General features: G+C 72.0%; 28 protein-coding genes. 9 read left to right on the top strand and 19 right to left on the bottom strand.

The window, feature by feature from the left end; all coding sequences use genetic code 11:
• Positions 1–266 precede the first annotated feature (266 nt).
• On the top strand, positions 267–1025 hold the full coding sequence (locus tag ACIQK6_RS30825) for a helix-turn-helix domain-containing protein (RefSeq protein ID WP_402695941.1): 759 nt from the start codon (positions 267–269) through the stop codon (positions 1023–1025).
• 12 nt (positions 1026–1037) lie between these two features.
• Here the strand turns inward: ACIQK6_RS30825 and ACIQK6_RS30820 are convergent, their stop codons facing one another.
• Complete coding sequence (locus tag ACIQK6_RS30820; protein WP_329100981.1) at positions 1038–1403, bottom strand: MerR family transcriptional regulator; 366 nt, start codon at positions 1401–1403, stop codon at positions 1038–1040.
• A 54-nt stretch (positions 1404–1457) separates the two neighbouring features.
• On the opposite strand from ACIQK6_RS30820, the gene ACIQK6_RS30815 reads away from it, so the two are divergent.
• Positions 1458–2564, top strand: coding sequence for an alkene reductase (locus ACIQK6_RS30815; RefSeq protein WP_329100984.1), 1107 nt, complete (start codon positions 1458–1460; stop codon positions 2562–2564).
• 6 nt (positions 2565–2570) lie between these two features.
• Here the strand turns inward: ACIQK6_RS30815 and ACIQK6_RS30810 are convergent, their stop codons facing one another.
• The 5 genes from ACIQK6_RS30810 to ACIQK6_RS30790 all read right to left on the bottom strand — a co-directional run bounded on the left by ACIQK6_RS30810 (position 2571) and on the right by ACIQK6_RS30790 (position 5095).
• Positions 2571–3131, bottom strand: coding sequence for an SMI1/KNR4 family protein (locus ACIQK6_RS30810; RefSeq protein ID WP_402695938.1), 561 nt, complete (start codon positions 3129–3131; stop codon positions 2571–2573).
• Between the two features lie 34 nt (positions 3132–3165).
• Positions 3166–3582 carry a VOC family protein gene (locus tag ACIQK6_RS30805; protein WP_402695937.1) on the bottom strand — a complete coding sequence of 139 codons (417 nt, stop codon included), beginning with the start codon at positions 3580–3582 and terminating at the stop codon, positions 3166–3168.
• 118 nt (positions 3583–3700) lie between these two features.
• Entirely contained in the window at positions 3701–3943 is a 243-nt protein-coding gene (locus ACIQK6_RS30800; RefSeq protein WP_329100990.1) for a hypothetical protein, read from the bottom strand.
• A 130-nt stretch (positions 3944–4073) separates the two neighbouring features.
• A complete protein-coding gene (locus tag ACIQK6_RS30795) occupies positions 4074–4262 on the bottom strand; it encodes a DUF397 domain-containing protein (RefSeq protein WP_329100992.1) in 189 nt (62 codons plus the stop codon).
• Positions 4259–5095, bottom strand: a complete 837-nt coding sequence (locus ACIQK6_RS30790; RefSeq protein WP_329100994.1) for a helix-turn-helix transcriptional regulator — start codon at positions 5093–5095, stop codon at positions 4259–4261. The genes ACIQK6_RS30795 and ACIQK6_RS30790 overlap by 4 nt, the downstream gene beginning before the upstream one ends.
• A 127-nt stretch (positions 5096–5222) precedes the next feature.
• Between ACIQK6_RS30790 and ACIQK6_RS30785 the strand changes: the two genes are divergently transcribed.
• The 3 genes from ACIQK6_RS30785 to ACIQK6_RS30775 all read left to right on the top strand — a co-directional run bounded on the left by ACIQK6_RS30785 (position 5223) and on the right by ACIQK6_RS30775 (position 6880).
• Positions 5223–5663 (top strand): ATP-binding protein, encoded by a 441-nt coding sequence (locus ACIQK6_RS30785; RefSeq protein ID WP_329100996.1) that lies wholly within the window; start codon positions 5223–5225, stop codon positions 5661–5663.
• A gap of 408 nt (positions 5664–6071) precedes the next feature.
• The gene (locus ACIQK6_RS30780) at positions 6072–6509 is read left to right on the top strand and encodes a hypothetical protein (RefSeq protein WP_402695934.1); all 438 of its coding nucleotides are present in this window, start codon (positions 6072–6074) and stop codon (positions 6507–6509) included.
• Entirely contained in the window at positions 6470–6880 is a 411-nt protein-coding gene (locus ACIQK6_RS30775; RefSeq protein ID WP_402695932.1) for a DUF4241 domain-containing protein, read from the top strand. Before ACIQK6_RS30780 ends, ACIQK6_RS30775 begins: the two co-directional genes overlap by 40 nt.
• Before the next feature lie 22 nt (positions 6881–6902).
• On the opposite strand, the gene ACIQK6_RS30770 is transcribed toward ACIQK6_RS30775, so the two are convergent.
• From ACIQK6_RS30770 to ACIQK6_RS30725, 10 genes are all read right to left on the bottom strand, one after another.
• Positions 6903–7472, bottom strand: a complete 570-nt coding sequence (locus ACIQK6_RS30770) for a hypothetical protein (RefSeq protein WP_329101000.1) — start codon at positions 7470–7472, stop codon at positions 6903–6905.
• Positions 7473–7554: 82 nt separating this feature from the next.
• Positions 7555–8415, bottom strand: a complete 861-nt coding sequence (locus ACIQK6_RS30765) for a TIGR03619 family F420-dependent LLM class oxidoreductase (RefSeq protein WP_329101002.1) — start codon at positions 8413–8415, stop codon at positions 7555–7557.
• 89 nt (positions 8416–8504) lie between these two features.
• A complete protein-coding gene (locus ACIQK6_RS30760; RefSeq protein ID WP_329107846.1) occupies positions 8505–9623 on the bottom strand; it encodes an ADP-ribosylglycohydrolase family protein in 1119 nt (372 codons plus the stop codon).
• A 1122-nt stretch (positions 9624–10745) separates the two neighbouring features.
• Positions 10746–13322 carry a bifunctional FO biosynthesis protein CofGH gene (locus tag ACIQK6_RS30755; RefSeq protein ID WP_329101004.1) on the bottom strand — a complete coding sequence of 859 codons (2577 nt, stop codon included), beginning with the start codon at positions 13320–13322 and terminating at the stop codon, positions 10746–10748.
• A 51-nt stretch (positions 13323–13373) separates the two neighbouring features.
• On the bottom strand, positions 13374–14156 hold the full coding sequence (locus ACIQK6_RS30750; protein ID WP_329101006.1) for an SDR family oxidoreductase: 783 nt from the start codon (positions 14154–14156) through the stop codon (positions 13374–13376).
• A 148-nt stretch (positions 14157–14304) separates the two neighbouring features.
• Positions 14305–14808 carry a hypothetical protein gene (locus ACIQK6_RS30745; protein WP_329101008.1) on the bottom strand — a complete coding sequence of 168 codons (504 nt, stop codon included), beginning with the start codon at positions 14806–14808 and terminating at the stop codon, positions 14305–14307.
• Positions 14799–15617, bottom strand: coding sequence for a hypothetical protein (locus tag ACIQK6_RS30740; protein ID WP_329101010.1), 819 nt, complete (start codon positions 15615–15617; stop codon positions 14799–14801). The genes ACIQK6_RS30745 and ACIQK6_RS30740 overlap by 10 nt, the downstream gene beginning before the upstream one ends.
• Positions 15618–15666: 49 nt before the next feature.
• Positions 15667–15984, bottom strand: a complete 318-nt coding sequence (locus tag ACIQK6_RS30735) for a hypothetical protein (RefSeq protein WP_402695930.1) — start codon at positions 15982–15984, stop codon at positions 15667–15669.
• A 119-nt stretch (positions 15985–16103) separates the two neighbouring features.
• Entirely contained in the window at positions 16104–16382 is a 279-nt protein-coding gene (locus ACIQK6_RS30730) for a hypothetical protein (RefSeq protein WP_329101014.1), read from the bottom strand.
• Between the two features lie 374 nt (positions 16383–16756).
• The gene (locus tag ACIQK6_RS30725) at positions 16757–17182 is read right to left on the bottom strand and encodes a hypothetical protein (protein ID WP_402695928.1); all 426 of its coding nucleotides are present in this window, start codon (positions 17180–17182) and stop codon (positions 16757–16759) included.
• A 244-nt stretch (positions 17183–17426) separates the two neighbouring features.
• Between ACIQK6_RS30725 and ACIQK6_RS30720 the strand changes: the two genes are divergently transcribed.
• The 3 genes from ACIQK6_RS30720 (at position 17427) to ACIQK6_RS30710 (ending at position 19675) form a co-directional block, all read left to right on the top strand.
• Positions 17427–18761, top strand: coding sequence for a diacylglycerol kinase family protein (locus tag ACIQK6_RS30720; RefSeq protein ID WP_329101018.1), 1335 nt, complete (start codon positions 17427–17429; stop codon positions 18759–18761).
• Positions 18762–18863: 102 nt separating this feature from the next.
• The gene (locus ACIQK6_RS30715) at positions 18864–19106 is read left to right on the top strand and encodes an amphi-Trp domain-containing protein (RefSeq protein ID WP_266595443.1); all 243 of its coding nucleotides are present in this window, start codon (positions 18864–18866) and stop codon (positions 19104–19106) included.
• Between the two features lie 101 nt (positions 19107–19207).
• Positions 19208–19675 carry a hypothetical protein gene (locus ACIQK6_RS30710; RefSeq protein WP_329101020.1) on the top strand — a complete coding sequence of 156 codons (468 nt, stop codon included), beginning with the start codon at positions 19208–19210 and terminating at the stop codon, positions 19673–19675.
• Between the two features lie 45 nt (positions 19676–19720).
• Here ACIQK6_RS30710 and ACIQK6_RS30705 read toward each other — a convergent pair whose 3' ends face one another.
• Positions 19721–20971: a PLP-dependent aminotransferase family protein gene (locus tag ACIQK6_RS30705; RefSeq protein WP_402695946.1), complete on the bottom strand. Its 1251-nt coding sequence runs from the start codon at positions 20969–20971 to the stop codon at positions 19721–19723.
• A 175-nt stretch (positions 20972–21146) separates the two neighbouring features.
• Here ACIQK6_RS30705 and ACIQK6_RS30700 point away from each other — a divergent pair, with 175 nt between their 5' ends.
• Positions 21147–22004, top strand: a complete 858-nt coding sequence (locus ACIQK6_RS30700) for a hypothetical protein (RefSeq protein WP_329101022.1) — start codon at positions 21147–21149, stop codon at positions 22002–22004.
• Positions 22005–22209: 205 nt separating this feature from the next.
• Here the strand turns inward: ACIQK6_RS30700 and ACIQK6_RS30695 are convergent, their stop codons facing one another.
• Both ACIQK6_RS30695 and ACIQK6_RS30690 read right to left on the bottom strand, forming a co-directional pair.
• Positions 22210–22419: a DUF397 domain-containing protein gene (locus tag ACIQK6_RS30695; RefSeq protein ID WP_266595453.1), complete on the bottom strand. Its 210-nt coding sequence runs from the start codon at positions 22417–22419 to the stop codon at positions 22210–22212.
• Between the two features lie 220 nt (positions 22420–22639).
• Positions 22640–23524, bottom strand: a complete 885-nt coding sequence (locus ACIQK6_RS30690; RefSeq protein WP_329101024.1) for a helix-turn-helix transcriptional regulator — start codon at positions 23522–23524, stop codon at positions 22640–22642.
• Positions 23525–23781 lie beyond the last annotated feature (257 nt).

Here is a 23781-nt window from a genome sequence, read left to right as displayed (position 1 = left end):
GGTGGCGAACTTCTGCATGGTGCTTCTCCTTCATCAGCGGCTGCGCTCCGTGCGCCCCGCGGTTTCTGATGAACGAAAAGCTACGTTGCGTTCGCGGAACTGGCAACAGATTCATTGCGCTGAATCTGCATCACTGCAGGTCAATAGTGGGATTTCATTGCAATGGTTTCGAGCTTAATGCAACGTGTGGCGCGCCGTTCGTTGCAATGAAATGGAAGTGAACGCTATAGTGGGGGGGGACAGAACGGACCACGAAGGAGACCGCGATGCCGGGAGGCAGGCTCAACCAGCAGGAACGCCAGCAGATCGCGCTGGGACTGGCCGACGACCTCCCCTACGCGGAGATCGCCAGGCGCCTCGACCGGCCGACCTCGACGATCTCGCGCGAGGTGATGCGCAACGGGGGCCCCAACGCCTACCGGGCCGACCTGGCCCACCGCGCCACCGAACGCCGCGCCCACCGGCGCAGCCAGGCCGCCCCCCGGGGATCGGAGGCCATCCCGCAGGCCCACGGACGCGACCCCGAAGCGGTGCGCGCGTTCGAGGACCTGTTCACCGACGTCCTCATCCAGGCGGGTACGCCCAAGATGATGGCCCGGGTGATGGCCTGCCTCTACATCACGGACACGGGCAGCCTCACCGCGTCCGAACTCGTCCAGCGCCTCCAGGTCAGCCCGGCGTCAATCTCCAAGGCGATCACGTTCCTGGAGGGCCAGGGCCTCGTCCGCAGGGAACGCGACGAACGCCGCCGCGAGCGCTACTTCGTCGACGACGACGTCTGGTACCAGGCGACCATCGCCAGCGCCCGCGCCAACACCCAGATCATAGAAACCGCACGTCAGGGCGTCGGCATCCTCGGCCCCGACACCCCGGCGGCCAACCGCCTGGAGAACATCGCCCGCTTCATGGACTTCGTCTCCGAAGGCATCACCCGCGCCGCGGAACAGGCGCGCGAGGTACTCCACGCCAAGCCGGGAACGCCTTCGGCGACGCTCCCGGCAACGCCCCCGGGCGACACTCCTTAAGGGGGTCGCCGATCAGGCCGTGCGGCCCGCCGCCGCCTCGATCACCTCGTCCAGCACCTCGCGGGAGCGGATCAGATCGCCGATCATCCGGTCGATCCGCTCCCGCTCCGTGGCCAGTTCGGCCACCAGCGCCGGAGTGGCGCGCACCGACGGGCCGCCGTCCTCGTCCCGCATGCAGGGCAGGATCTGCGCGATCTTCGCGCTGTGCAGGCCGGCCGCGTACAGCTCCTGGATCCGGATGACCCGGTCGACCGCCCGCTCGGGGAAGTCCCGGTGGCCGCCGGGCGTCCGGTCCGAAGCGAGCAGGCCCTGCTGCTCGTAGTAGCGCAGCGAACGCTCACCGACCCCGGTGCGCGACGCCAGTTCGCCGATCCGCACTGCCCCACCCCAGCTCTTGAACCTGACACTAGTGTCAGCTTTTACGGTACCGGCATGACGCAGACACAGCACGGTCCCGCCGCCTCCCGCCTCTTCGACCCCGCCCGCCTCGGCGGCCTGGAACTGCCCAACCGCCTGGTGATGGCCCCGCTGACCCGCAACCGCGCCGGGGCCGACGGCGTCCCCGGCGAACTCATGGCCACCTACTACGCGCAACGCGCCTCGGCCGGCCTGATCATCGCCGAGGCCAGCACCCCGAACGCCACCGGGCAGACCTACCCGCACATCCCCGGCATCCACACCCCGGCCCAGATCGCCGGCTGGCGGGAGGTCACCGAGGCCGTACGGGCCGCCGGCGGCGGGGAGATGTTCCTCCAGCTCCAGCACGGCGGCCGGGTCGGCCACCCCGACACCAGCGGGCACCTGCCGCTTGCGCCGTCCGCGGTGCCGTTCCCCGAGCAACTGCACACCCCCGGGGGCCTGCGGGACGGCGTCGTGCCGCGCGCCATGACCGCCGAGGACATCCGCACCACGATCGCCGACTTCGCGCGCGCGGCCCGGAACGCCGTCGAGGCGGGCTTCGCCGGGGTGGAGGTGCACTCCGCCAACGGCCACCTGCTGCACCAGTTCCTCGCGCGCAACACCAACCGCCGCACCGACGAGTGGGGCGGGCCCGTGGAGAACCGCATCCGGTTCACCGTCGAGGTGGTCCGGGCGGTCGCCGCAGCCATCGGCCCGGGGCGGGTGGGCGTGCGCATCTCGCCCGGAGTGGACGTCAACGGGATCGAGGAGGGCGACCCCGAGGAGATCTACCCGGCCCTGGTCAAGGCCCTGGCCGACCTGGCGCCGCTCTACCTGCACCAGGTCCACGCCGACCCCGACCGCCCCGCCTTCGCGCAGATCCGCCGGGACTGGCCCGGCACCCTGATCGCCAACCCGGCGCTGTCCCGCGAGGAGGTCGCGGCCGACGGTGGCAAGCGGCAGGGCGAACGCCTACTGGCAGAGGGCGCCGATCTCGTGGCGCTGGGCCGGGGCTTCCTCGCCAACCCCGACTTCGTGGAACGACTGCGCACGGGTGCGCCGCTCAACGAGCTCCGCCCCGAGTTCCTGATGCACGTACAGGGCCCGGAGGGCTACACCGACTACCCGAGCCTGGGCTGAAAAGACCTACCTGTTGCGCCAGTTGACGAAGGACGACGCCTCGCCCTCCAGCACGATGCTGATCTTGTTCTTCCGGAACGCCGGGTCCGAGACGAGCCCCCTCAGGAACGCCGCCATGCCGAAGGGGTGCAACTGCATCTCGGGGTGGGTGTGCCGGCCGATGACCAGGACCGGCCAGCGGTCCGGGTCGGCGTCCGTGGTCACCCAGCAGTAGATGTCCGCACCCGAGGTCACGGCCCAGGCCACGATGGACTCGGGGTCCACGTCGAAGTCGGCGTCATCGCGGCACATCTCCCAGGTCTCGCGGGCGCACTCCGTCTCGTCCCGCAAGCCCGGATCGTACCGGTACGGCCACCCCTCGGCCCGTAGCGCCGGGTGCAGGATGCTGATCCCGTCGCTGATCCCCCCCGACCCGTACACCTCCATGAAGCGCACGTAGTCCGAGGGGAACCGGGTCCCCCAGGCGGCTTCGACCTCGGCCCAGTCGATCCGCTCGTCGACCCCGTGAGCCACCGGTATCAGCTCGGCAAGTGCCGCCACCGCGTCCAGCCCGTTCGCCCCGTGCATGCGTCCCCCTCGTTCGGCGTATCCGCAGGTCAGCCTACGCGGGTGCGGTGGCCGGGCCCCAGGTGCGGGAGCAGAGCACCAGCCGGTAGCCGTCGGGGTCGGCGACCGTCACACCCCACTCGTCCCAGTACGGGTTGTGGGAGGCGACGCGGGTCCCGCCGTGCTCGACCAGACGCTGGACGAGCGCCTCGTCGGGGGCCTCGCCGAGATAGAGCACGAACAGGTCGTCGACGGTGGGCGCGGGCAGGATCGGGTTTGAGGCGTCACGGGTGAGCTCGAAGTGCCAGCCGCCCCCGGCCGGTCCGACCATCAGCAGGTCGTGCTCCCCGGGCACGTTCTCGGCGCTGCGCCACTGGACTTGCAGTTCGAGCCCGTCGACGTAGAACCGCTCGGCCGCAGCAAGGTCCAGGGAGGGCCGGGCGACGCGGACATGAGTACGTGAATCGATCATGCGCGCCAGCGTACGAAATCCCGCCGGGGCGGGGGTGGTTGGGCCCGAGCCTCTGCCGGGCGGCCGACCCGTCGGCCGGGGTCCTGTGGGACGGGCCCCGGCCGACGAGCACCGGACGTCAGGCGCCCAGGTGGTGGAACTCGGCCCACTCCTTCTCGCCCGCCTTCTCGCAGTTGTCGGCGTAGAGGGGGCCGATCTTGGCCGGGATGCCGGCGAAGGAGGAGCAGTTGGACGCGAAGGCCTTGTGGCCGCCGGAGAAGTAGTCGATGTCGACGCCGTCGTTGGCCAGGGCCGCGCCGGCGCCGCCCATCAGGATGCCGGCAGCCAGGACGGACGCCGTCAGGGCAGAGCGAATACGCATGACACTCTCCTAGGATCTCGTTCGACGCGCCGGACAGACGGCACGCGACCGGATCAACATCACGGAGAGTTCACTGGAAACGGTGGTTCACCCCAATGGCGGTCACCCTCTGTAGTGCGAGAGGGGCGCGTCAGGGGCGCGCGGTGACCCCGGCCAGGAAGACCCCCCAGCTCGCGGCCGCGACGGCCAGCTCGGGACCGGCCGTCACTTTGGAGTCCCGGACGTGGACGGAGTCCGCGCACGCGGCGACCTCGACGCAGTCGTCGCCGTCGCCACTGCTGTAACTGCTCTTGAACCATTGCAGCTGAGAGCTGTTCACAGGGATCCTCGCATTCGCATCAACAGGGCCCTGCTGTCCGCAGGATTGAGGGCCTGGATGCGAAGTTTGGCATACCGCAGATGGAGGAGGCTGACGTCTTTCGGGTCGGTTAGTACGCGGCCCGACTGCTGCCCCTCGCTGTATCCCATCCACTCGTGTTCGTGGGTTTCGAGGAGTCGGAAGGCCCCTCCTAGCCCCGCGTGTTCGGGGCTGACCAGCGGCATGATCTGCAGGTCCACGTTGGGAAGTCGCCCGCATTCCAGCAGGTGGTCGATCAGTTCGCGGGTCACCTCCGGTCCGCCGGTCTGCCGCAGGATCACGGCCTCGTCGATGATGAAGCTGAAGACCGTGTACGGGGTGCGGAACAGGAGTTGCTGGCGCTTCAGTCGGGCCGCGATGCGGGACTCGACCTCGTCGGAGGTGGGTGGTGGCAGGACGTCGTCCACCAGTGCTCGCGCGTAGGCCTCGGTCTGTAGCAAACCCGGCACGGATCGCGACTCGTACGTGTTGAGGATGACGGCGCTCGCCTCGTGCTCCGCCCACCGCCGGAACCAGGACGCCAGGCCCCGCCGCCGTGACAACTGCCGCGCGGCGATGATGATCACGCCGTGCGCGTTCAGGGCTGCGTCGGTCTTGTTGACGAACTTCTGCGACGGGTGGCGGCGGCCCTGTTCCACCGAGCCGACGTACTGGACCGAGTACCCGACCAGGGGCGCCAGTTGTTCCTGCGTCAGGCCGGCGCGTTTTCGGGAGGCCTTGACCGTCTCGCCGAAGCTGCGCAGGCTGTCATCCGGTTCGACCTCGCCGTCGCCGCTGTCGTCGGCACTCACCATGGCGGTCACCTCCGCGAGAAATGTTCACGCACCGTGACTCGCACTGTCCAGGGAGTGAACTCGTACAGTTGGTTTGTACGAGTTCGCTCGGTGTTGAACGGCCCTGGCCACACGGGATGTTGGCGGCATGACCGCACCTTCCGGCCCCTCCCGGACCCTCGTACGCGTGTTCACTCAGCGTTTCAGCTGCACCCGGCGCGGGGCCCGCCTCGCCCGCCAGCTGGCCCTCGTCGAGCTCCACGACTGGGGCATCCCGGAATCCCACCCGCTCTCCGTCGACGCCGGGCTCCTCGTGGCCGAACTCGCCGCCAACGCCGTCGTCCACGGGCGGGTGCCCGGGCGGGACTTCGAGCTCCGGATGACCCTGCTGGAAGGGGTCCTGCGCATCGAGGTCTCCGACGCCCGCCGCGACCGCCGGCCCGCGGTGCGTCCGCACGCCCACCAGGCCGAATCCGGCTACGGGCTCCGCATCGTCGACGCCCTCGCCGCCGACTGGGGGGTCACGGACCGGCTGATCGGCAAGACCGTCTGGGCCGAGCTGACCCACCGCGCGGGGGTGCGGACGTAGCGGCATGCGGCGTTGTCGGTGGCGGCCGCTGTCCGCCGAGGCGGCGCGGGAGCGGGACGCGGCCGGGCTGCCGTACGTCGTGGAGTACCGGATACCCGGCCGGGAGGCTCCGCTCGAAGTCAGGCTCGTCTCCTGGCAGGTACACCACGTGGGCCTCTGGGTCTACGACGAGCAGGGCCGCCGCGTCCAGGAGGTCGACTACCGGCTCCTGGACGGGGACCGGCTGCTGACCCGGCGGACACGCCGCTGGGGCTACGCCGGGCCCGGGATGCCGGAGTTCGACGAGGAGGCCTCCCGGACCACCGTGACCCTGCACCCCGACGGCCGGGGCCGTCTGGTGCGGGAACCGAGGGGTTCCAAGGGGGATCGACGTACACCACGGCCGAGGTCACCGAGGAGGAGCGGTGGATGGACCGCCCGGAGTTCGGGTGCTGGCCCGTGCTCTCGGCGCAGGTGCACGGGCTGGCGGAGCCGGTCACCGTCCGGGAGGCGGCCGTGGAGCGACGGGTCGCCGGCGTGGAGTCCGAGCCCGCCGACCGCTGGCGGGCTCCCCGGCCGGGCGAGGCCGGCCCACTGGACGCGCTGTTCCGCCCCGGGACGCGCATGACCACGCCGGCCGACCCCGAGATGACGGTCGTCGAGCCGGTGCGGCGCGGGACCCTGCACGTGCCGAGCGGACTGCTGGGCATCGACTGCCCGCTGGACGGCAGGGGGCCGCGCCTGACCGTGCCCGTGCCGCCCGGGGAGTACCCGCTCGAAGAGGGTCGGTCACCTTCGGGTACGTCTGCATGTACGAAGAGCGCTGGGTGGACCGCACGGACACCACGGCGGTCCGGCTGTGCGTGAGCGATGCGCCCGCGGTGTCCTGGGAGATGGCCATGGCGCCGGAGGACGATCCCCGGCTGCTCGGCGAGGGCGAGGTGTACTGCTTCTCCACGGATGGCGCGACGGGTGCCTTCGCCGATGCCCGTGCGTGGGGACCGCTCCAGGAGCGTTTCGACCGGGTGATGGCGGACAGCGATGCGGACGACGGGGTGCCGGACGCCGGTTCCATCTTCCTCGTGCGGACCCGCGAGCCCGTCTCCGGCGCCGAGCTGGCCGCGTTCGCGGTGTGCTCGGACGGGGACCATCCGGTCTGGGTGGGCAGGTCCGCCGACGGGGACGTGGTCGGTGTGGTGGTGCTGATCGACAGGATGCCCGAGCTCGCGGCGCCCTGACCCCCGGCCGCCGGGCGGGCGTTCAGGGGCGCCAGCGGGGCGCCTCGTCGTCCGGGGTGTCGGGGCTGGCGAAATGGAACGGCACGCCGAGGTGGGCGGCCAGGGCGGTGCCCGCGCGGGTGGCTGCCGCCGCCGAGGGGTGGTGGAGGCCGCCGGTGTCGGCGCCGTCCAGGGCGCGTTCCGCCGCGCCCCAGTAGATCGTGGCGAGGCCCTTCTGGCCGGCGGGGTCGTCCGTGATGGCCAGCAGGTTCACGAACCAGCCGTGGACGGTGTCCCCGTCCCAGACCGCCTCGACCGCCACGACCTTGGCCCGGATGCCGTGGGCCAGGGCGGCGAGCGAGTCCAGGTCGATCGGATCGTCGGGGGTGCGGGCCACCCGGTCGCCGAGGTGTACGTAGCGCAGGTGGACGATGTTCTGGGCCTCCCGCAGGCCGATGCCCCGGGCACGGCCCGCCTCCCACACCAGGTTGATCGCACGCATCAAGCCGTCCTGGAGGACGTAGCCGTCGACCTGCGTGCGGATGCCCGCCGGGAGCGCCTCCCAGAGTTCGTTGAAGTCCTGATCCACGCCGTGCGCCCCTCGGTTCGTCATGGCGTCATGATCGGCAGGGTGGCGGCGGGCCGTCGAGGGGTTTTCGGGACCGGCCGGCCCTCGTCCCGCCCCGGCCGCCCCGTCAGAGGTACTGGGCGAACTCGTCCAGGGTGCGCAGGACTTCCGGCTTCGCGGCCGAGGGGAGTTGGAGGACGACCTCCTCGATGCCGAGGTCGGCGTAGTGGCTCATCTTGCCGGGCGTGGGACGGACCGCGTACGGGACCACCTGGAGGGTCTTCGGGTCGCGTCCGGCCGTCTCCCAGATCTGGCGCAGCACCGGGATGGATTCGCCGAGGCCGCCACCGCCGATGGGGAGCCAGCCGTCGGCGTGGTCGGCGATGGCCGCGAAGAGCTTGGGGCCGGCCGCGCCGCCGATCAGGGTGCGCGGGCCGTACAGGGATGCGCCGGGGCCGAGTTCGCGCGGCGCCTGGACCGGCTTCGGGTGGGCGGCGCTGGCCCGGACGGAGCAGTACTGGCCGACGTACGCGGTGGGCTCGGGGGACCACAGGGCGCGCATCAGCGCCATCCGGTCGCGGACCAGGTCCCGGCGGGTGCGCCACTCGACGCCGTGGTCGGCGGCCTCCTCGACGTTCCAGCCGTAGCCGATGCCGAGCGTGAAACGGCCGTGGGAGAGGTGGTCCAGGGTGGCGACCTGCTTGGCGAGGTCGATCGGGTCGTGCTGGGCGACCAGGGTGATGCCGGTGCCGAGGTGCAGCCGCTGGGTGACCGCGGCGGCCTGGCCGAGGGCGACGAAGGGGTCGAGGGTGCGCCCGTACATCTCGGGGAGTTCACCGCCCATGGGGGCGGCGGTCTCCCGGCTGACCGGGATGTGGGTGTGCTCCGGGAGGTAGAGGCCGGAGAAGCCGCGCTCTTCGAGGCTGTGGGCCAGCCGGACGGGGGAGATGGTGCGGTCGGTGAGGAAGATGGTCGTGGCGATCCGCATGCGCTCTGGCACCTCCGAGACGTGGGACCCGCCACGGTACGGGCTGGGCCCGCGAATGTTGAGGGGGCGTCAGGTGTCGGGGGCGCGGTTCAGCCGCGGGGATAGCGGGCCAGCCAGCCGGGGGAGGCGGCGGTGGGGCCGTGCAGGCTCGGGCCCTGGGTGAGCTCCAGGGCGAAGTCGTCGGCGAGTTCCAGCAGCGCGGCGCGGCCTTCGAGCTCGGCGAGCCAGGCGGCCGGGAGGGCCGTCTCTCCGTGCAGGGCGCCCAGCAGGGCCCCGCACAGGGCGCCGGCGGCGATGGAGTCACCGCCGTGGTTGACGGCGAGGCGCAGGCCCTGCGGGACGTCCTCGGCGACCAGGGCGCAGTAGAGGGCGACGGCGAGGGCGTCGGCGGCGTCCTCGGGCCCGTCGCCGCCGGGGGAGAGGGATTCGACGGCATCGGGCCCGGGCGAGCCCTGCGTGACGGCGGCCAGGGCGCGCTGAAGGGCGTCCGTGACGGGCTGGTGCCCGGGGCGGGCGCCCAGCAGACCGAGGGTGCGCTGGACGACGGAGTCGAGGGAGTCGCCGCGGACCAGGCCGTGGACGATGACGGCGACGGCTCCGGCCGACAGGTGGGCGGTGGGGTGGCCGTGGCTCTGCGCGGCGCACTCGACGGACAACTGGAGGACGAGGGCGGGCTCCCAGCCGACCAGCAGCCCGAAGGGTGCGGAGCGGGAGGCGGCGGCCGCGTCGCGGGCGGTGGGGTTCTTCGGCTGTTCGAGGGTGCCGAGGACGTCGTCGGCGAAGCCGGTCAGGCAGGCGCGGTGCGGGGCGCGGCGGGCGTAGAGCCACTCCTCGCGCCCCAGCCAACCGTTGTCCTTGCGGCGTTCGTCGGGGCCCCAGTCGTGCTGGGTGGCGGCCCAGCGCAGGTACGCGTGGTGGAGGTCGGTGGGCGGGTGCCAGGCGCCGGTGTCGCGGCGCACGTGGGCCCGGATCAGCCCGTCCACGGTGAAGAGGGTGAGCTGGGTGGCGGCGGTGACCCGGCCGCGGCGCCCGAGGGCGGGGGCCGGACCGGTCAGGCCGTCCGGGCCGTGGGCCTCGCGGAGGGCGGCGAGGGAGAGGCCGGCGGCGGGTGCGCCGAGGGCGTCGCCGAGGGCGGAACCGAGGAGGGTGCCGCGGACGCGGCTGCGGAAGTCCTGCTGTTCGGCGCGGCCCCAGATGCCGGTGGCGATGCCGCGGCCGAGGGTGCGGTTCGCCCCGGCGGGAGCCGGTCCCGCGCCGGGGCCCGCGCCGGGGCCGTGACCGGACGCGGCCGGGCCGCCGCCCGCCGGGCGATGACCGCCCGCGGGGCCGGGGCCAGGGCTACCGGCCGGGCTCGTGTCCGCCCGACGATGGCCGCCGACCGGCGCGGGCCCGGTGGCCCCCGCCGGGCCGTGACCGTCAGCGGGACCGGGAGTGCCGGCCGGGCCGGGGCCGCCTGTGAGGCTGGGGGTGCCTGCGGAGTCGTGGCCGCCCGTGGGGCCGGAGGCGCCCGCGGGGGTGGTGGCGTCCGCCGGGCCGTGGCCGCCCGTGGGGCCCGGGGCGTCTGCCGGGCCGTGGCCGCCCGCCGCGTCGTGGCTGCCTGCCTGGCCGGGGCCGACTGCGGGGCCATGGCCGCCCGCGGGGCCAGAGGTGCCTGCGGGGCCACCGGTGCCCGCGGGGGTGGTGGCGTCTGCCGGGCCGTGGCCGCCGGGCGGGTTGGCACCGCCCGCAGGGACAGAGGTGACCGCGATGCCGGGGTCGGCCGGCGTGACGGGAGGGGCGGGGGCGTGCAGGGAGAGGGCGGGGGCGTCGGCCGTCGGGTTCTCGCCCGGGCCGGCCGTGGAGGCTGCGGGGCCGTGCCCGACCGGGCCCGTCGCGGAGCCCGTGTCGTTCGTACCGTTCACTGCGTCCATTCCCGGCACCGCGCCCCCCGCTGACGAGTCCACTCGATGCCCGGCGCCCCTACCCGTACCCGCCGCGCACGCGAACCCGCACTGTAGTGGACAGGATCGATCGAAACCGGAAGCAGTCGGCCAGAGATCCCGTAAGTGAGCGCAGACCGGCCAGAATCCGAATACTTCCGGCCGCGACCCGGCAGGTGGCACGTTTTGTCAGTTGCCTTCGGGTCGGTCGTTTTCGGTCACGCCTCGTTCATCGGACGTTCTCCGCGGCCACCCAGCCTCGGAGCCATGAAGAAGGCCCTCCTCGCCGCGACCGCCGTCGCGACGCCCGTGAGCTGAAGGAGCTGAAGAAGGACCTCCTGGTCGGCTGATCCGGACCGGCCGACCGGCCACGAGCGGGATACCGGCCGACCGGCCGGGATCCCCTTCCGTTCAGTCCAGTACGGGGAGCAGTTCGGGCAGGTGCCCGTCCGAGGCGCGGGCCGCTTCCTGCCGCTCCTGCGGCACCTCCCCGTACAGCGTCGTACGGGCCTTCGCGGGCCGCCCGGCCGCCTCCGCGACCGCGATCAGGTCCTGCACCGACTTGTACGAGCCGTAACTCGACCCGGCCATGCGCGAGATGGTCTCCTCCATCAGCGTGCCGCCCAGGTCGTTCGCCCCGGACCGGAGCATCTCGGCCGCGCCGTCCGCCCCCAGCTTCACCCAGCTCGTCTGGATGTTGTGGATGTGCGGGTGCAGCAGGATCCGGGCCATCGCCGTCACCGCCCGGTTGTCACGGACCGTCGGACCCGGCCGCGCGATGCCCGCCAGGTACACGGGCGCGTTGGTGTGGATGAAGGGGAGCGTCACGAACTCCGTGAAGCCACCGGTCTGCTGTTGGATCCGCGACAGCGTGCGGAAGTGGCCGAGCCAGTGCCGCGGCTGGTCCACGTGCCCGTACATCATCGTGGACGAGGAGCGGATGCCGAGCTCGTGCGCGGTGGTGATGACGTCGATCCAGTCGGCCGTCGGCAGCTTGCCCTTGGTCAGGACCCAGCGGACCTCGTCGTCCAGGATCTCCGCCGCCGTACCCGGGATCGAATCCAGGCCCGCCTCCTTGGCCGCCGTCAGCCAGTCCCGTACGGACATCCCCGTGCGGGTCGCCCCGTTGACCACCTCCATCGGCGAGAAGGCGTGCACGTGCATGCCGGGCACCCGCTGCTTCACCGCGCGCGCGATGTCGAAGTAGGCCGTCCCGGGCAGGTCCGGGTGGATGCCGCCCTGCATGCACACCTCGACCGCGCCCACGTCCCAGGCCTGGGCGGCCCGGTCGGCGACCTGGTCGAGGGAGAGGGTGTAGGCGTCGGCGTCCGTGCGGCGCTGCGCGAAGGCGCAGAAGCGGCAGCCGGTGTAGCAGACGTTGGTGAAGTTGATGTTCCGCGTGACGATGTAGGTGACCTCGTCGCCCACCACCGACCTGCGCAGGTCGTCGGCGATGCGGCACAGCGCGTCCAGGGCCGGGCCGTCCGCGTGGAGCAGCGCCAGCGCCTGCGCGTCCGTCAGCTTCGTCGGATCGTCGGCGGCCTGGGCGAGGGCGCCCCGTACGTCGGTGTCGATGCGCTCCGCCACCATGCCGGGCGCGGCCGCCTCCCGCAGCGCCTCCCAGTCCCCGTACACGTCGTCGAAGTCGTCGCGGCGGTCGCCGGTGCGGCCCTCGGTGTCGATGGTGGCGTGCAGGTCGGTGCGCCCGTACGCGGTGAAGCCCTCGTCGGGTTCCTGCCAGGGCCGGCCCTCGACCGTGGCGGCCTCGTCGGCCAGCCCGGTCTGTGGATCGGCCAGCGCCCGCACGTGCGGCAGCAGGCGCGGGTCCAACCAGGGTTCGCCGCGCTGGAGGAACTCCGGATAGATGGTGAGGCGTTCGCGCAGCTCGAAGCCGGCGGCGGCGGTGCGTGCGGCCAGCTCCTCGATGTGCGGCCAGGGGCGCTCGGGATTGACGTGGTCGGGGGTCAGCGGGGAGACCCCGCCCCAGTCGTCGATGCCCGCCCCGATGAGCAGCGCGTACTCGGCGTCCACCAGGTTCGGCGGGGCCTGGATCCGCGCGCTCGGGCCCAGGATGTGCCGGGCGACGGCGATGGCGGCGGCCAGCTCCTCCAGCTCCGCGTCCGGCATGCCGCGCATGGCGGTGTCCGGCTTGGCGCGGAAGTTCTGGACGATGACCTCCTGGATGCCGTGGTAGGCGCGCTGGATCCGCCGGAGCTCGAAGAACGCCTCGGCCCGCTCCTCGTAGGACTCGCCGATGCCGATGAGTACGCCGGTGGTGAAGGGGACGTTGGAGCGGCCGGCGTCCTCCAGCACCCGCAGTCGTACGGCCGGGTCCTTGTCGGGGGAGCCGTGGTGGGGGCCGCCCGGCTCGGACCACAGGCGGGTGGCGGTGGTCTCCAGCATCATGCCCATGCTGGGCGCGACCGGCTTGAGCCGCTGGAGGTCGGACCAGGACATGACGCCGGGGTTGAGGTGCGGCAGCAGGCCGGTCTCCTCCAGGACCCGGATCGCCATGGCGCGGACGTAGGCGAGGGTGTCGTCGTAGCCGTGCGCGTCGAGCCACTCGCGGGCCTCGGGCCAGCGGTCCTCGGGGCGGTCGCCGAGGGTGAAGAGCGCTTCCTTGCAGCCCATTGCCGCGCCCTGGCGGGCGATGTCGAGGACCTCGTCGGGAGAGAGGTACATCCCGTGGCCGCTCTTGCGGAGCTTGCCGGGGACGGTGACGAAGGTGCAGTAGTGGCACCTGTCGCGGCAGAGGCGGGTGAGGGGGATGAAGACCTTGCGGGAGTAGGTGATGACACCGGGCCGCCCGGCGGCGGTGAGCCCGGCGTCCCTCACCCGTGCGGCGGAGGCGGCGAGGTCGCCCAGGTCCTCGCCGCGCGCCTGGAGGAGTACGGCCGCCTCGGTCGCGTCGAGCGCGACGCCGTCGCGGGCCCGCCGGAGCGCGCGGCGCATCGCGTTTTCGGTCGGAGCGTCACTCGGAGTGGTCATGGGCCGAGCATACGATCCGACGTTGCGGCGGTGGGGCGGCCGGGGAGTGGCTCATCTCATCAGCTCACCCGCGTTGACCAGCAGCGACTGGCCGGTTATCGCCCGCGCCCGGTCGGAGGCGAAGAACACCGCGGCATCCGCCACGTCCCCGTCGGTGGCGAGATCGGGCAGTGCCATGCGCTGCGTGAGCCGGGCGTGCACCTCGGCTTCGGGGACGCCCTCGGTATGGGCGGTGAAGGTGACGAAGGCCTGCACGGGCGGCCCCCACATCCAGCCGGGCAGCACGGTGTTGACGCGGATCCGGTGTGGGCCGAGCTCGCGGGCCATGGAGTACATGGCGGAGGTCAGCGCCCCCTTGGAAGCGGCGTACGCGGCCTGCTGCACCTCGTTGGGCGCGGCGACGGCGGACTGCGTCCCGATGACCACGACGGCCCCGCCGCGCTCCTTGAGGCCGGGCAGGGCGGCCCGGGTCATCCGCAGGGTCCCCAGCAGGTTCACGTCGATGATCTGCTGCCAGGTCCCGAAGTCGGCGTCCTGCAGCCCTCCGAAGTACGAGTCCCAGGCGGCGACGTGCACGACGCCGTCGATCCGGCCGAAGCGCGTGAGCGCGAGCGCGGCGAGCGCCTCGCACTGCGCCTCGTCGGTGATGTCGGTCGCCAGGTGCGCGGTGTGCGTGCCGTCGGGGTCGATCTCCGCGGCGGATTTGGCGAGATTCGCCTCGGTCCGCGCCCCGAGCACGGCGTTCCCGCCGTCGCGCACGACGGCGGCCGCCACCTGATGCCCGAGCCCGGCCCCGACCCCGGAGACGATGACGGTCTTCCCTTGCAGCAGCATGACGGACCTCCGGGGCACACGACTATATCTGACGGCGCGTCAGGCTACGGTGTGGGTGCGACGGTGTGAAGGGTCGCGGACCTGAAGAGCGGCGGAGGCGGCGGCCGCCGTTGCCGCCGGCGGCTCGTGCGGCTTCGTCATCCACGGGTCACCACAGGGGCAGCCCCGCGCGCCGGAGCTTCAGCAAGGATTCGGACCCGAAGGCTTCCAGGTCGGCCGCATAGGGCCGTACGCCCGGGTGGTCGCCGCAGAAGGTGACGTTCGCCGTGAGGTGGTCGTCGTTCAGGCCGCCGTAGGACAGGGAGACGTACGCGGAGACCTCCACGGCGGAGCGCAGCGCGTCCGTACGCAGAAGACAGCTGCGCGCGTACGCCACGCAACGCCGCAGCAGCCTCGACTCCCGCTCCTCCCCGGCGGCCGGGAGGTCGTGGTCCGTCATGCCGCGACCGTTGACGGTGTACTCCTCGTGCACCACGTCCGAGAACGGTCCCGGCGGAGCCGACTTCAGCGCCGACAAGACGTGCGCGCCGCCGGAGGTGACCTCCCAGCCGCCTTCGGCGATCCGAAGGAATCCGGGAGGAACCTCGTCCGGGGTGATGCCCCCGGTGTCGACCCGGCCCAGCAGGCGGGCCATCGAGCGGTTCATTTCCATGCGCCGTCCTCCCCCGGGTCACCTTGCCGGTCAGCCGCGCCCGGCGAGCAGCGTCCGGCGAGCAGCGTCCGCACGTGCGCGTTGCCGCTGCGGTACAGATGATCGGCCAGCGCCTGCCCGGCCGGCCCGTCGGCCCGGTGCACCGCGGCGACGGCATGGGCCATGACGCGACCCGACGGAGCGGCCCGCAGGATCTGCAGGACGAGCTCCACGGCCAGATCCTCGTCGACGACGACAACGGAGTTGGCGAGATCGACGAGCTGGGTCGCCACGTCGAACCGGCACGGGATCCCGGCCGTGAGGGACCCGAGGCTTCGGCGGACGACGTCACGGATGTCCGGAAGACAGGCCCGCACCACGTCCTCGTCCAGGTGGTCCCCGAGCTTCTCCTCGAAGTACTCGCGGTCGGCCATCCGTATCAGCGACCGGAAGGTCTCCACCCGGAGCGCCGAAGACCCCTTCTCCTCGGCCAGCTCCCTACTGTCCGCCGCGGCTGCGGAGAGGTGCCCGTAGCTGCAGTCCACGGAGAACTTGCGGTCGATGACCAGGTCGTACCAGGGCGCCTTCCGCGGCTCAAGGCACGCCTCCCGCACCATCCGGTACCCCACGGGCTCACCCCAGGCCACCAGCGCCAGGCAGGCCAGAAACCTCTCGCGGTCCGCCGCCGACGCATCCCCGAGCAGGGAGACGAGCCCGGGCACGCGCTCCCGGTGCTCGGCGTGGTCGTAGCCGTCGTAGATGACGTCGTCGACGTCGTCGGTCCGCCGCCCCGCGAAATCGATTCCGAGCAACCCGTCGAACCGCGTCATGCCCCCTGCCCTCCTGCCCTCCTGCCCTCTGCTGATGCCCCGGGTTCGCTCAGAGCGGTCGTGCCGCGCTGCGGAATTCGTTCAGGGCGGCTGTGACATCGCCTCGGACGCCATCGTCAGCGGGCAGCGCTTCCAGCGTCGCATCGGTCAGTTCCTCGGCGGCGCGGAGCACGGCGGCTGCCAGCGCGGCGCGGCTGACCACTGCCAATTTTCCCGATGTGGACGTCACGCTGATCCCGGCCTTCGTCGCCCTGAAGGCCAATCGGAAGGAGCTGCCCACGCCGACGAAGGACGCGGTGGTGCTTCGCCCCTGCAACAAGACGCGCAGGGTGTCGAGGAGCAGGACGACGGAGATGTGGATCATCATCCCCTGATCGGGGCTCCTGCCGGCCGAGCTCGTTCCTCCCAGCTCCCCCTGCCAGACCATGTCTCCGAAATCGAAACCGCTGGGATCCCCCTGGCCGGGTCGGAGGGTGAACCTCACGATCACGACTCGCGGCTCCCCTTCCGGGCGGGATCGCGCAGCACGCGGGCGATGTCGATGTCCGTCGTGAGAGCGCTCAGCCGGGGAGGGACCCGTGAGTCGTCCAGGACGACGGCATGGAGGCGGTCCCCGACCTGTGGAGGCGGTACGTCCGGCGACCACCAGGACGGATGCTTGGCCTGGTCGACGAACCCGGTGATGCCATCGGCGTCGACCTGCGACCCATAAGGGGCAACAGCGGTGACGACGACGTCGACTTCCTGGTGATCCACCAGCGTCACGGGGACCTCCACCACGGAGGGCCCACCCGTACTGCCAGCTGCTGATCGCGGTCGACGAGGTCCGCGACGACCTTCACCCTCCCCGCGACCCGGGCTCCCATGGGGTACCGGCTCTTGAGGTGCCCCCAGGATCCATCGCTCACGCGGTCACCTCCCCACCCGTGCACTCGAATCGAACACAGCCTTTCACGCCGGCGCCCCGGTGGACGGTACGGGGTCCCTCGGGCCCGGGCTCGCTCCCGGCCGCGGGCCCGGCACGATCCGCCTCGGGCCGTGCCCCGGGCGCGGCGTGCCCGAGTCAGATCGTGACGCGGGCACAGGTGTGAAGGGGCCGGCACGCCCCGCCCCACCCCTGAGCCGGGGAGATCGACGGCTCAGTCCGGAAGGTCGTCACAGAACGGAACCATGCCTGTCCCCCAGTCGAAGCGGAATTTCCGGTGTGGCCGGTCGAAGCTTACGGAGATTCCGCAGGGGGGTGTGTTCAGGTTTTGGTGGACCCATCCGTCGATTGCCAGGGCTGCTACTTCCGCCTGGTAGTCGGCGCCGGGGTAGGCGAAGGAGTTGATGACAACGATTCGGTGCCCGTCGGCGATGGGTGAAAGCTCTGTGGTGTGGAGTGAAAGTCCGTACGCAAGCCATGTGGCGTCCTTCCAGTAGACGTGGCCCACTGGAAGGCGCAGGTGCAGGCGTTGGTCCAGCTGGATGGCTCCCGATGGCGCGGATTCGGATTCTTCCGTGTGCGCCAGAAGATCGGCGGCCAGGCCGATTCCATCCTTCATGAACCTGTATTTGTACTGCACGCCAATCCCCGAGACTTCAGCATGTGGAATATGTTCCGGTCGAAGAAATTTTAGCTGCCGTATTTTTGTGGCATTCCGGCATCCTCGTCTCTTCCTCCTTGAACGGCGGATGCCTGCCTTTTCCCTGCGCATGGTCCGCAGTGGCGTCCCCGTCGCGTCGACGGTCGATGCTCCGCGGGGGATGATCGGAGATGACCACACCCTCGTGGTGGAGGTCCGCGGCACGAGGCGAGGACGTGAGGGCATGGCACTCCCGCATACTTCCGGCGCGCCCCGGCGCGCTCGGCTGTGGGCCCTGCTGGCGGTGGCCTGTGCGGTGCTCGCCGCGCTGACGCTGCTGGCCGAGGGCATCGTCGGGGGACTGCTCGTCCTCGTCGTCGGGGTGGCCGGGGCGGCGCTCACGGCCATGGGGACCTGGTGGGTGGTGTCTCATCGCGGGGCGGTGCGGTTCGTGGGGACCCTGTTGGTGGTGGGCGCGCCCGTGGCCATCCTGCTCATCTACGCGCACGCGGACCTGTGGCCCATCGCGCTGTTGGCCATCGCCCTGTGGGCGGCCGCCGTGGCCTGTGCGCGGACCGGGCTGCGCGCCGCGCGCCGGCCCGACGGCATGCGGGCCGTCGCGCGCGCCGCCCCCCGCAACCCGGTGCTGATCATGAACCCGAAGTCCGGCGGCGGGAAGGTCGGCCGCTTCGGCCTGGTCGAGAAGGGAGAGGCGCTCGGCGCCCGCGTGGTGGTGCTCGACCCGGCGGTCGTGACGGACGTCGCCGCCCTCGCCCGGCAGGCGGTGGCCGACGGGGCGGACCTGCTCGGGGTGGCGGGCGGCGACGGCACCCAGGCCCGGGTGGCCGAGGTGGCGGCCGAACACGACCTGCCGTTCCTCGTGATCTCCGCGGGCACCCGGAACCACTTCGCCATGGACCTCGGGCTGGACCGCGAGGACCCGGCCCGGTGCTTGGACGCGCTCGCCGACGGGGAGGAGCTCAGGGTCGACCTGGGGGTCGTGGGCGGCCAGGCCTTCGTCAACACGGCCTCGTTCGGCGTCTACGCGGAGATCGTGCAGCGGCCGGAGTACCGGGACGCCAAGGCGGATTCGGCACTGGCCGCAATGCCCGACCTGCTCATGGGATACGCCGGCACCACGCTCGACGCGGTGACCGACGAGAAACGGCTGGAGTCGCAGCAGGCGCTGCTCGTCAGCAACAACCCCTACACGTCCTCCGAGCCGATGGGCGCCCGCAGGTCCCGCCTAGACCGCGGGGAGCTGGGCGTCCTCGGCATCCGGGTGAACAGCGCGGCCCAGGCGGCCGAGGTCGCGCTGCGCGGTGCGCGGGCGGCGGGCCTGCACGTGCTCACCTCCCGCCAGGTCGTCGTCCGCTCGGCCGCGGAACGCATCGCCGTCGCCGTGGACGGCGAGGCGTTGACCATGCCCACACCCGTGACCTGCTCCATCCGTCCGGGCGCCCTGCGCGTCCTGGTGCCCAGGGTCCGCCCGGGGGCCCCGCCGACCGCGCCGCCCATGCAGTGGAGCGCGGTCCTCGCCCTGGCCTTCAACCGGCCGGTGGCGGGCCAGGGCGACTGAAGCCCGCGATGCCCGGCCCGCGATGCCCGGCCCGGGATGCCCGACCTCCGGTGCGGCCGCACAATGAGCCGTACCCGTGTTCGCAGCGGATTGGAGACGTCCGTGAAGGACCTCAAGTTTGAGCAGAAGAGCTCCCTTTCCCGCCTCGAGGTCGCCGACCAGCTCTCCGCACTCGCGGAGGCGCTGCGCCACGGCGGCAATGCCGAACTGGAACTCGGCCCCGGGAAGATGAGCCTGCGCGTCCCCGACGAGCTCCGCACCGAGATCGAGGTCGAGATCGGCGACGGGGAGATCGAGATGGAGATCGAACTCAAGTGGCCCACCGCGCAGGCCGGGGCCGCGTGACAGCGCACCCGGAAGGCGGCCCCCCGGAAGGCGGCGGTCCCCCGGAGGGCGGCGGTCCCCCGGAGGGCGGCCCGCCGGAGGGCGGCCCCCCGGAGTGGGAGGTGGGCCGCGAGGACTACACCGGCGCCGTCTACGGCTCCCTGCTCGCCGCCTCCGTGGTGGTCGGCGCCGGGACCCTCGGCAAGTACCCGAGGCTGGAACTCGTCGCGCTGCTCCTCGGTACCGGGGTGGTGTTCTGGGCCGCGCACGTCTTCTCCCGACTCTTCGGGGCCCGCATGGTGAACCGGCTGAGCTGGGACGTGGTCCGCAGTACGTCCAAGGAGGAGCGTCCGATCATCAAGGCGGCTGTCCCCCCGGCCGTCGCCGCGGGCATCGCGCCGCTGTTCGGCCTGGGCGCCACGGGCATCGCCTGGCTGGCGCTCGCGGTCGCCCTGATCGGACAGGTCGGCTGGGCCACCGTGGCCGCCAGCCGCGCCGGAGCCTCACGCCGGCTGATGGCCCTGGCCGGTGTGATCAACCTGTTCCTCGGGCTGCTCATCGTGCTGCTCAAGGTCGCCCTCGCCCACTGAAACCGCGGCCCCGGTCCCCAGTAGCGGCCCCCGGCCGCTCCCCGGCTACTTCCCCCCGTACTCCGCCAGCGCCGCGCGCAGCCGGTCGACGCCCTCGGCGATCTCGGCCGGCGCGTGCGTCGTGAAGTTCAGGCGCAGGGTGCGGGGGTCCGGCGCGGTGGCGTAGAAGGGGGCGCCCGGGACGAAGGCGACGCCGTGGGCGACGGCCGTCCCGAGGAGGTCCGTCGCGTCGTGGCCCTCCGGCAGGCGGGCCCAGAGGAACATGCCGCCCGCGGGCAGGTTCCACTCGCAGTCGGCCGGCAGGCTCCGGCTCAGGGCGCTCTGCAGGGCGTCGCGGCGCGCACGGTAGGCCGTCCGGACCGTGGATATGTGCGCGTCGAGGTCCACCGCCGCGAGGTAGTGCACCGCGGCCAGCTGGTCCACCGTGGAGGTGTGGAGGTCCGCCGCCTGCTTCGCGACGACCGCGGCCCGCCGCAGCGCCACCGGGGCCCGGAGCCAGCCCAGCCGCAGCCCGGGGGCCATGACCTTCGAGAAGCTGCCGAGCAGGGCCGTACGGTCTTCCGCCCCCGGGTGCGCGGCGAGCCACGGGACGGCGCAGCCCTCGTAGCGGAGTTCCCCGTACGGGTCGTCCTCCACCAGCCACAGTCCGAGCCGGGCCGCGGTCTCCGCGACCGCCGCCCGGCGGGCGGCCGGGAGGGTGCGTCCCGTCGGGTTCTGGAAGGTGGGGACGGTGTACAGCAGCTTCGGCCGTTCGCGCGCCACGATCTCCGCCAGCGCGTCCGGGAGGATGCCTTCCGCGTCGCAGGGCACGGCCACCACCCGCGCCCCCGCCAGGCCGAAGCACTGGAGGGCCGCGAGGTAGGTGGGGTTCTCGACCAGCACTACGTCGCCGGGTTCGATCAGGGTGGCGGTGATGAGGGTCAGGGCCTGCTGGGAGCCCGAGGTGATGAGTACGTCGTCCGGGCCGGTCGGCAGCCCCCGCGCGGTCGCCCGGGCGGCGACGGCCTCGCGGAGCTCCGGGGCGCCCTCGGTGGTCGAGTACTGGAGCGCGCGCCGCGCGGACACCGCGAAGGCGGCGTCGTACGCGGCCCGCAGGCCCTCGGTGTCGAAGAGCTCGGGCGCGGGCAGGCCACCAGCGAGGGAGATGATCCCGGGGCGTTCGGTGAGCGCGAGGATCTCGCGTACGGGGGACCCCTCCGCGGAGGCGGCGCGGGCGGCGAACGCGGGCGGCGCCGCGGCGGCGGCCACGGCAGCGGGTGCGCTCGCGGGCCCGGTCGTAGGCCCGGTCGTAGGCACGGAGGCAGGCACGGTCGCAGGCACGGTCGCAGGCACGGGCAGCTCCTTCAGGAGGCGGGTGCGCGCATCGTAGCGAGGGAAAGTTGTAGACGGCATCTATGTATCAGGTGATGGACGGGCCGCCGGAGGCGTCCGCCCCCTCCCCATCTGATGCTGTATCAGATAGACCGGTTCCATGACGACAGGAGAGCAGGACCCGCAGCAGGACACCCGCGTCGAGGACTACGCCGAGCTCGCGGCCGTCGGCCCCTACGGCGTCCGCCCCGGGCATGCGCTGATCACCATGGTGGAGCCGCACCCGGGCCACGAGTACGCGTACAACCGCTGGTACGAGGACGACCACTACTACGCCGGTGCCATGGCCATGCCCTGGATGTACGCGGGCCGCCGCTGGGTGGCCACCCGCGAGCTACAGGAGCTGCGCTACCCGGAGAAGTCGGCCGTCGCCCAGCCCGTCACGGCCGGCTGCTACATATCGACGTACTGGGTCACCCGGGGGCGTTACGACGAGCACATGAAGTGGACGGTGGGCATCAACAAGCGCCTGAACCGCGACGGTCGGGTCTACCAGGACCGCACCCACGTCTTCACGTCCTTCCAGGACCACGCGGTCACCGTCTACCGCGACGGCGCCGCCGGCCCGCGGGACTTCCATGCCCTGGACCACCCGTACGAGGGTCTCGTCGTCCAGGTCGTCGACGCAGACGGGCCCGAGCAGCGGGCCGAGTTGCTGGAGTGGCTGCGCTCGCGCGCCCTGCCGAAGCGGCTGCACGGAGGTCCGGCCGCGATGGTGACGGTCTTCCGGCCCACGCCGCTGCCGGGCGACCGGATGACGTACGTCAAACAGGTGGAGGGGGTCGACACCCGCCTCACGCTGCTGTGGTTCCTCCAGGAGGACCCCCGGACCTGCTGGGACCGCTTCCGAGGGCTGGACGCGGAGGTCGCGGAGGCGGGGCTGGGGCGGGTGGAGTTGGTGGCGCCGTTCATTCCGACGGTGCCGGGGACCGACCGTTACGTCGATCAGCTGCGCTGAGCGGGTCGCCGGCCCCCCGGGCACGGCCGAGCCCCCTCGGCCAAGACGGCGGGTCGGTCGAGAGGGCTCCAGTCAGTGGTGCAGGTGATGCAGGTGATGTAAGTGGCGCAGGTGTTGCGGGTGGTGCAGCAGACGGGCCCGCTGGTGCTGGACGCGGGGGTCGAACGGCAGTGAAAGCGCGGGCGGTTGGGACGCGCCGTGATGTTCAGGCGAGGCGTCCCAGCCGGCCCTCGGTGACGTCGGCGACGAACGAGGTCCAGGAGTCGGGGGCGAAGGTGAGGGACGGTCCGTCCTGCGCCTTCGAGTCGCGGACGGCGATGGCCTCCATGACAGGGGACTTGACCTCGACGCAGGCGCCGTTGGCGGAGTAGGAGGACTTGATCCAGTTGGTCGTGGCGCCCTGGCGAATAGCCATGTTTCTCTCCGGTGAGCGAGTAGTTCCGGTGGTTCCGGTGTCCTGTCGGCCAATCTTCCGGCTGACCTGATCGACGCTACCGGCAGCTCCTGACGGGTGAAGCGAGCATTCACCCGACCGGGTGGCATATTCCATTCAAGCCTTCTGTGGCTGGGGAGTGACGGTGTACGGTGCCGACCCACCTGCCAAGCGCACGGTGGATATCGTCCGCATCCAGCCCCTACGCGCCCTTGTCGGCATATTCGTTGATGATTCCCGAGATGAAGTCGCGGGTCTGGTCGACATTGAGCGCCTGCGCGCGCAGGTGTTCGTACATCACGCTGTACTTCTGGACGTCGTTGGCCTTCTCCAGGTACAGGTCGCTCGTCACGCCCTCGATGTAGACAACGGTCGAGTCGGACGCGTCCGGGAACTCCAGGATCGCGTACTGGCCGTTCACGCCGGGGTGCGCGCCCAGCTCGAAGGGCATCACCTGCACCGTGACGTGGGGCTGCTCCGACTGCTCTATCAAGTATTCGAGCTGTCGGATCATCAGCTGGGCGTCGCCCACGCGCCGGCGCAGCGCGGCCTCGTCGATCACCGCCCACAGGCGCAGCGGACCGAGGTCCGGGTTGTTGTTGTCCGTATCGGAGAGCCGCTTCTGGCGGTGCATCCGGACCTGGACGCGCTTGTCGACGTCGGCCGGGGCCGTCTCCGGCCACGCGCCGCGGACGAGGGACTGGGCGTACTCCGTCGTCTGGAGCAGCCCCGGGATCACCAAGGGCTCGTACGTGCGAAGGCTGGCCGCGTCCGTCTCCAGGCCGATGTAGACGCTGTACGGGATGTCGCCGAAGGCGTGCCACCAGCCCTGCTGGCGGGAATCCTTGGCCATCTGCATGAGCGAGTCGATGAGGCGGCGGTCCTCGACCTCGTAGACGTCGCACAGGTCGCGGACGTCGCGCTGACTGATGGAGCGGCGGCCGTTCTCCAGTCGGCTGATCTTCGACTGGGAGACGAGGAGGCGCTCGGCGACCTGTTCGGCCGTCATGCCCTTGTCCTCGCGGAGCTTGCGCAACTCCATGCCCAGTCGGCGGCGTCGGACGGTGGGATTGACATTGGACGCCACGTGAACGGCACCTCCGCCTTCTTCTGTCGTTGCAGCTATCTCTCTGCGTATCTGGTGTTTAGCAGACTGCCACCGAAGCGGGCGGCGCCGCTGGGGAACGGTCCGGAAAACACAGACGCGGGGGGGGGGGGGGGGGGGGCCCCCGCCCCCCCCCCCCCCCCCCCGGCGGGGCCCCCCCCCCCCCGGCCCCCCCCGCCCCCGGGGGGGGGGGGGGGGGTGGGGGGGTGGGGGGGGGGGGGGGGGGGGCGGGGGGGCCG

It is taken from the genome of Streptomyces sp. NPDC091682, from assembly GCF_044756625.1.
Taxonomy (GTDB): Bacteria; Actinomycetota; Actinomycetes; order Streptomycetales; family Streptomycetaceae; genus Streptomyces.
The sequence above is the reverse complement of the archived record's forward strand: the minus strand, read 5'-3'. Positions and strand labels throughout refer to the sequence as shown.

Excerpts from the sequence above, each read along its gene's own strand:
- ACIQK6_RS30825 (WP_402695941.1), top strand. The coding sequence starts at position 267 with ATGCCGGGAGGCAGGCTCAACCAGCAGGAACGCCAGCAGATCGCGCTG.
- ACIQK6_RS30815 (WP_329100984.1), top strand. The coding sequence starts at position 1,458 with ATGACGCAGACACAGCACGGTCCCGCCGCCTCCCGCCTCTTCGACCCC.
- ACIQK6_RS30810 (WP_402695938.1), bottom strand. The coding sequence starts at position 3,131 with ATGCACGGGGCGAACGGGCTGGACGCGGTGGCGGCACTTGCCGAGCTG.
- ACIQK6_RS30805 (WP_402695937.1), bottom strand. The coding sequence starts at position 3,582 with ATGATCGATTCACGTACTCATGTCCGCGTCGCCCGGCCCTCCCTGGAC.
- ACIQK6_RS30800 (WP_329100990.1), bottom strand. The coding sequence starts at position 3,943 with ATGCGTATTCGCTCTGCCCTGACGGCGTCCGTCCTGGCTGCCGGCATC.
- ACIQK6_RS30790 (WP_329100994.1), bottom strand. The coding sequence starts at position 5,095 with ATGGTGAGTGCCGACGACAGCGGCGACGGCGAGGTCGAACCGGATGAC.
- ACIQK6_RS30785 (WP_329100996.1), top strand. The coding sequence starts at position 5,223 with ATGACCGCACCTTCCGGCCCCTCCCGGACCCTCGTACGCGTGTTCACT.
- ACIQK6_RS30780 (WP_402695934.1), top strand. The coding sequence starts at position 6,072 with ATGGACCGCCCGGAGTTCGGGTGCTGGCCCGTGCTCTCGGCGCAGGTG.
- ACIQK6_RS30770 (WP_329101000.1), bottom strand. The coding sequence starts at position 7,472 with ATGACGAACCGAGGGGCGCACGGCGTGGATCAGGACTTCAACGAACTC.
- ACIQK6_RS30765 (WP_329101002.1), bottom strand. The coding sequence starts at position 8,415 with ATGCGGATCGCCACGACCATCTTCCTCACCGACCGCACCATCTCCCCC.
- ACIQK6_RS30755 (WP_329101004.1), bottom strand. The coding sequence starts at position 13,322 with ATGACCACTCCGAGTGACGCTCCGACCGAAAACGCGATGCGCCGCGCG.
- ACIQK6_RS30750 (WP_329101006.1), bottom strand. The coding sequence starts at position 14,156 with ATGCTGCTGCAAGGGAAGACCGTCATCGTCTCCGGGGTCGGGGCCGGG.
- ACIQK6_RS30745 (WP_329101008.1), bottom strand. The coding sequence starts at position 14,808 with ATGGAAATGAACCGCTCGATGGCCCGCCTGCTGGGCCGGGTCGACACC.
- ACIQK6_RS30740 (WP_329101010.1), bottom strand. The coding sequence starts at position 15,617 with ATGACGCGGTTCGACGGGTTGCTCGGAATCGATTTCGCGGGGCGGCGG.
- ACIQK6_RS30735 (WP_402695930.1), bottom strand. The coding sequence starts at position 15,984 with ATGATGATCCACATCTCCGTCGTCCTGCTCCTCGACACCCTGCGCGTC.
- ACIQK6_RS30720 (WP_329101018.1), top strand. The coding sequence starts at position 17,427 with ATGGCACTCCCGCATACTTCCGGCGCGCCCCGGCGCGCTCGGCTGTGG.
- ACIQK6_RS30700 (WP_329101022.1), top strand. The coding sequence starts at position 21,147 with ATGACGACAGGAGAGCAGGACCCGCAGCAGGACACCCGCGTCGAGGAC.
- ACIQK6_RS30695 (WP_266595453.1), bottom strand. The coding sequence starts at position 22,419 with ATGGCTATTCGCCAGGGCGCCACGACCAACTGGATCAAGTCCTCCTAC.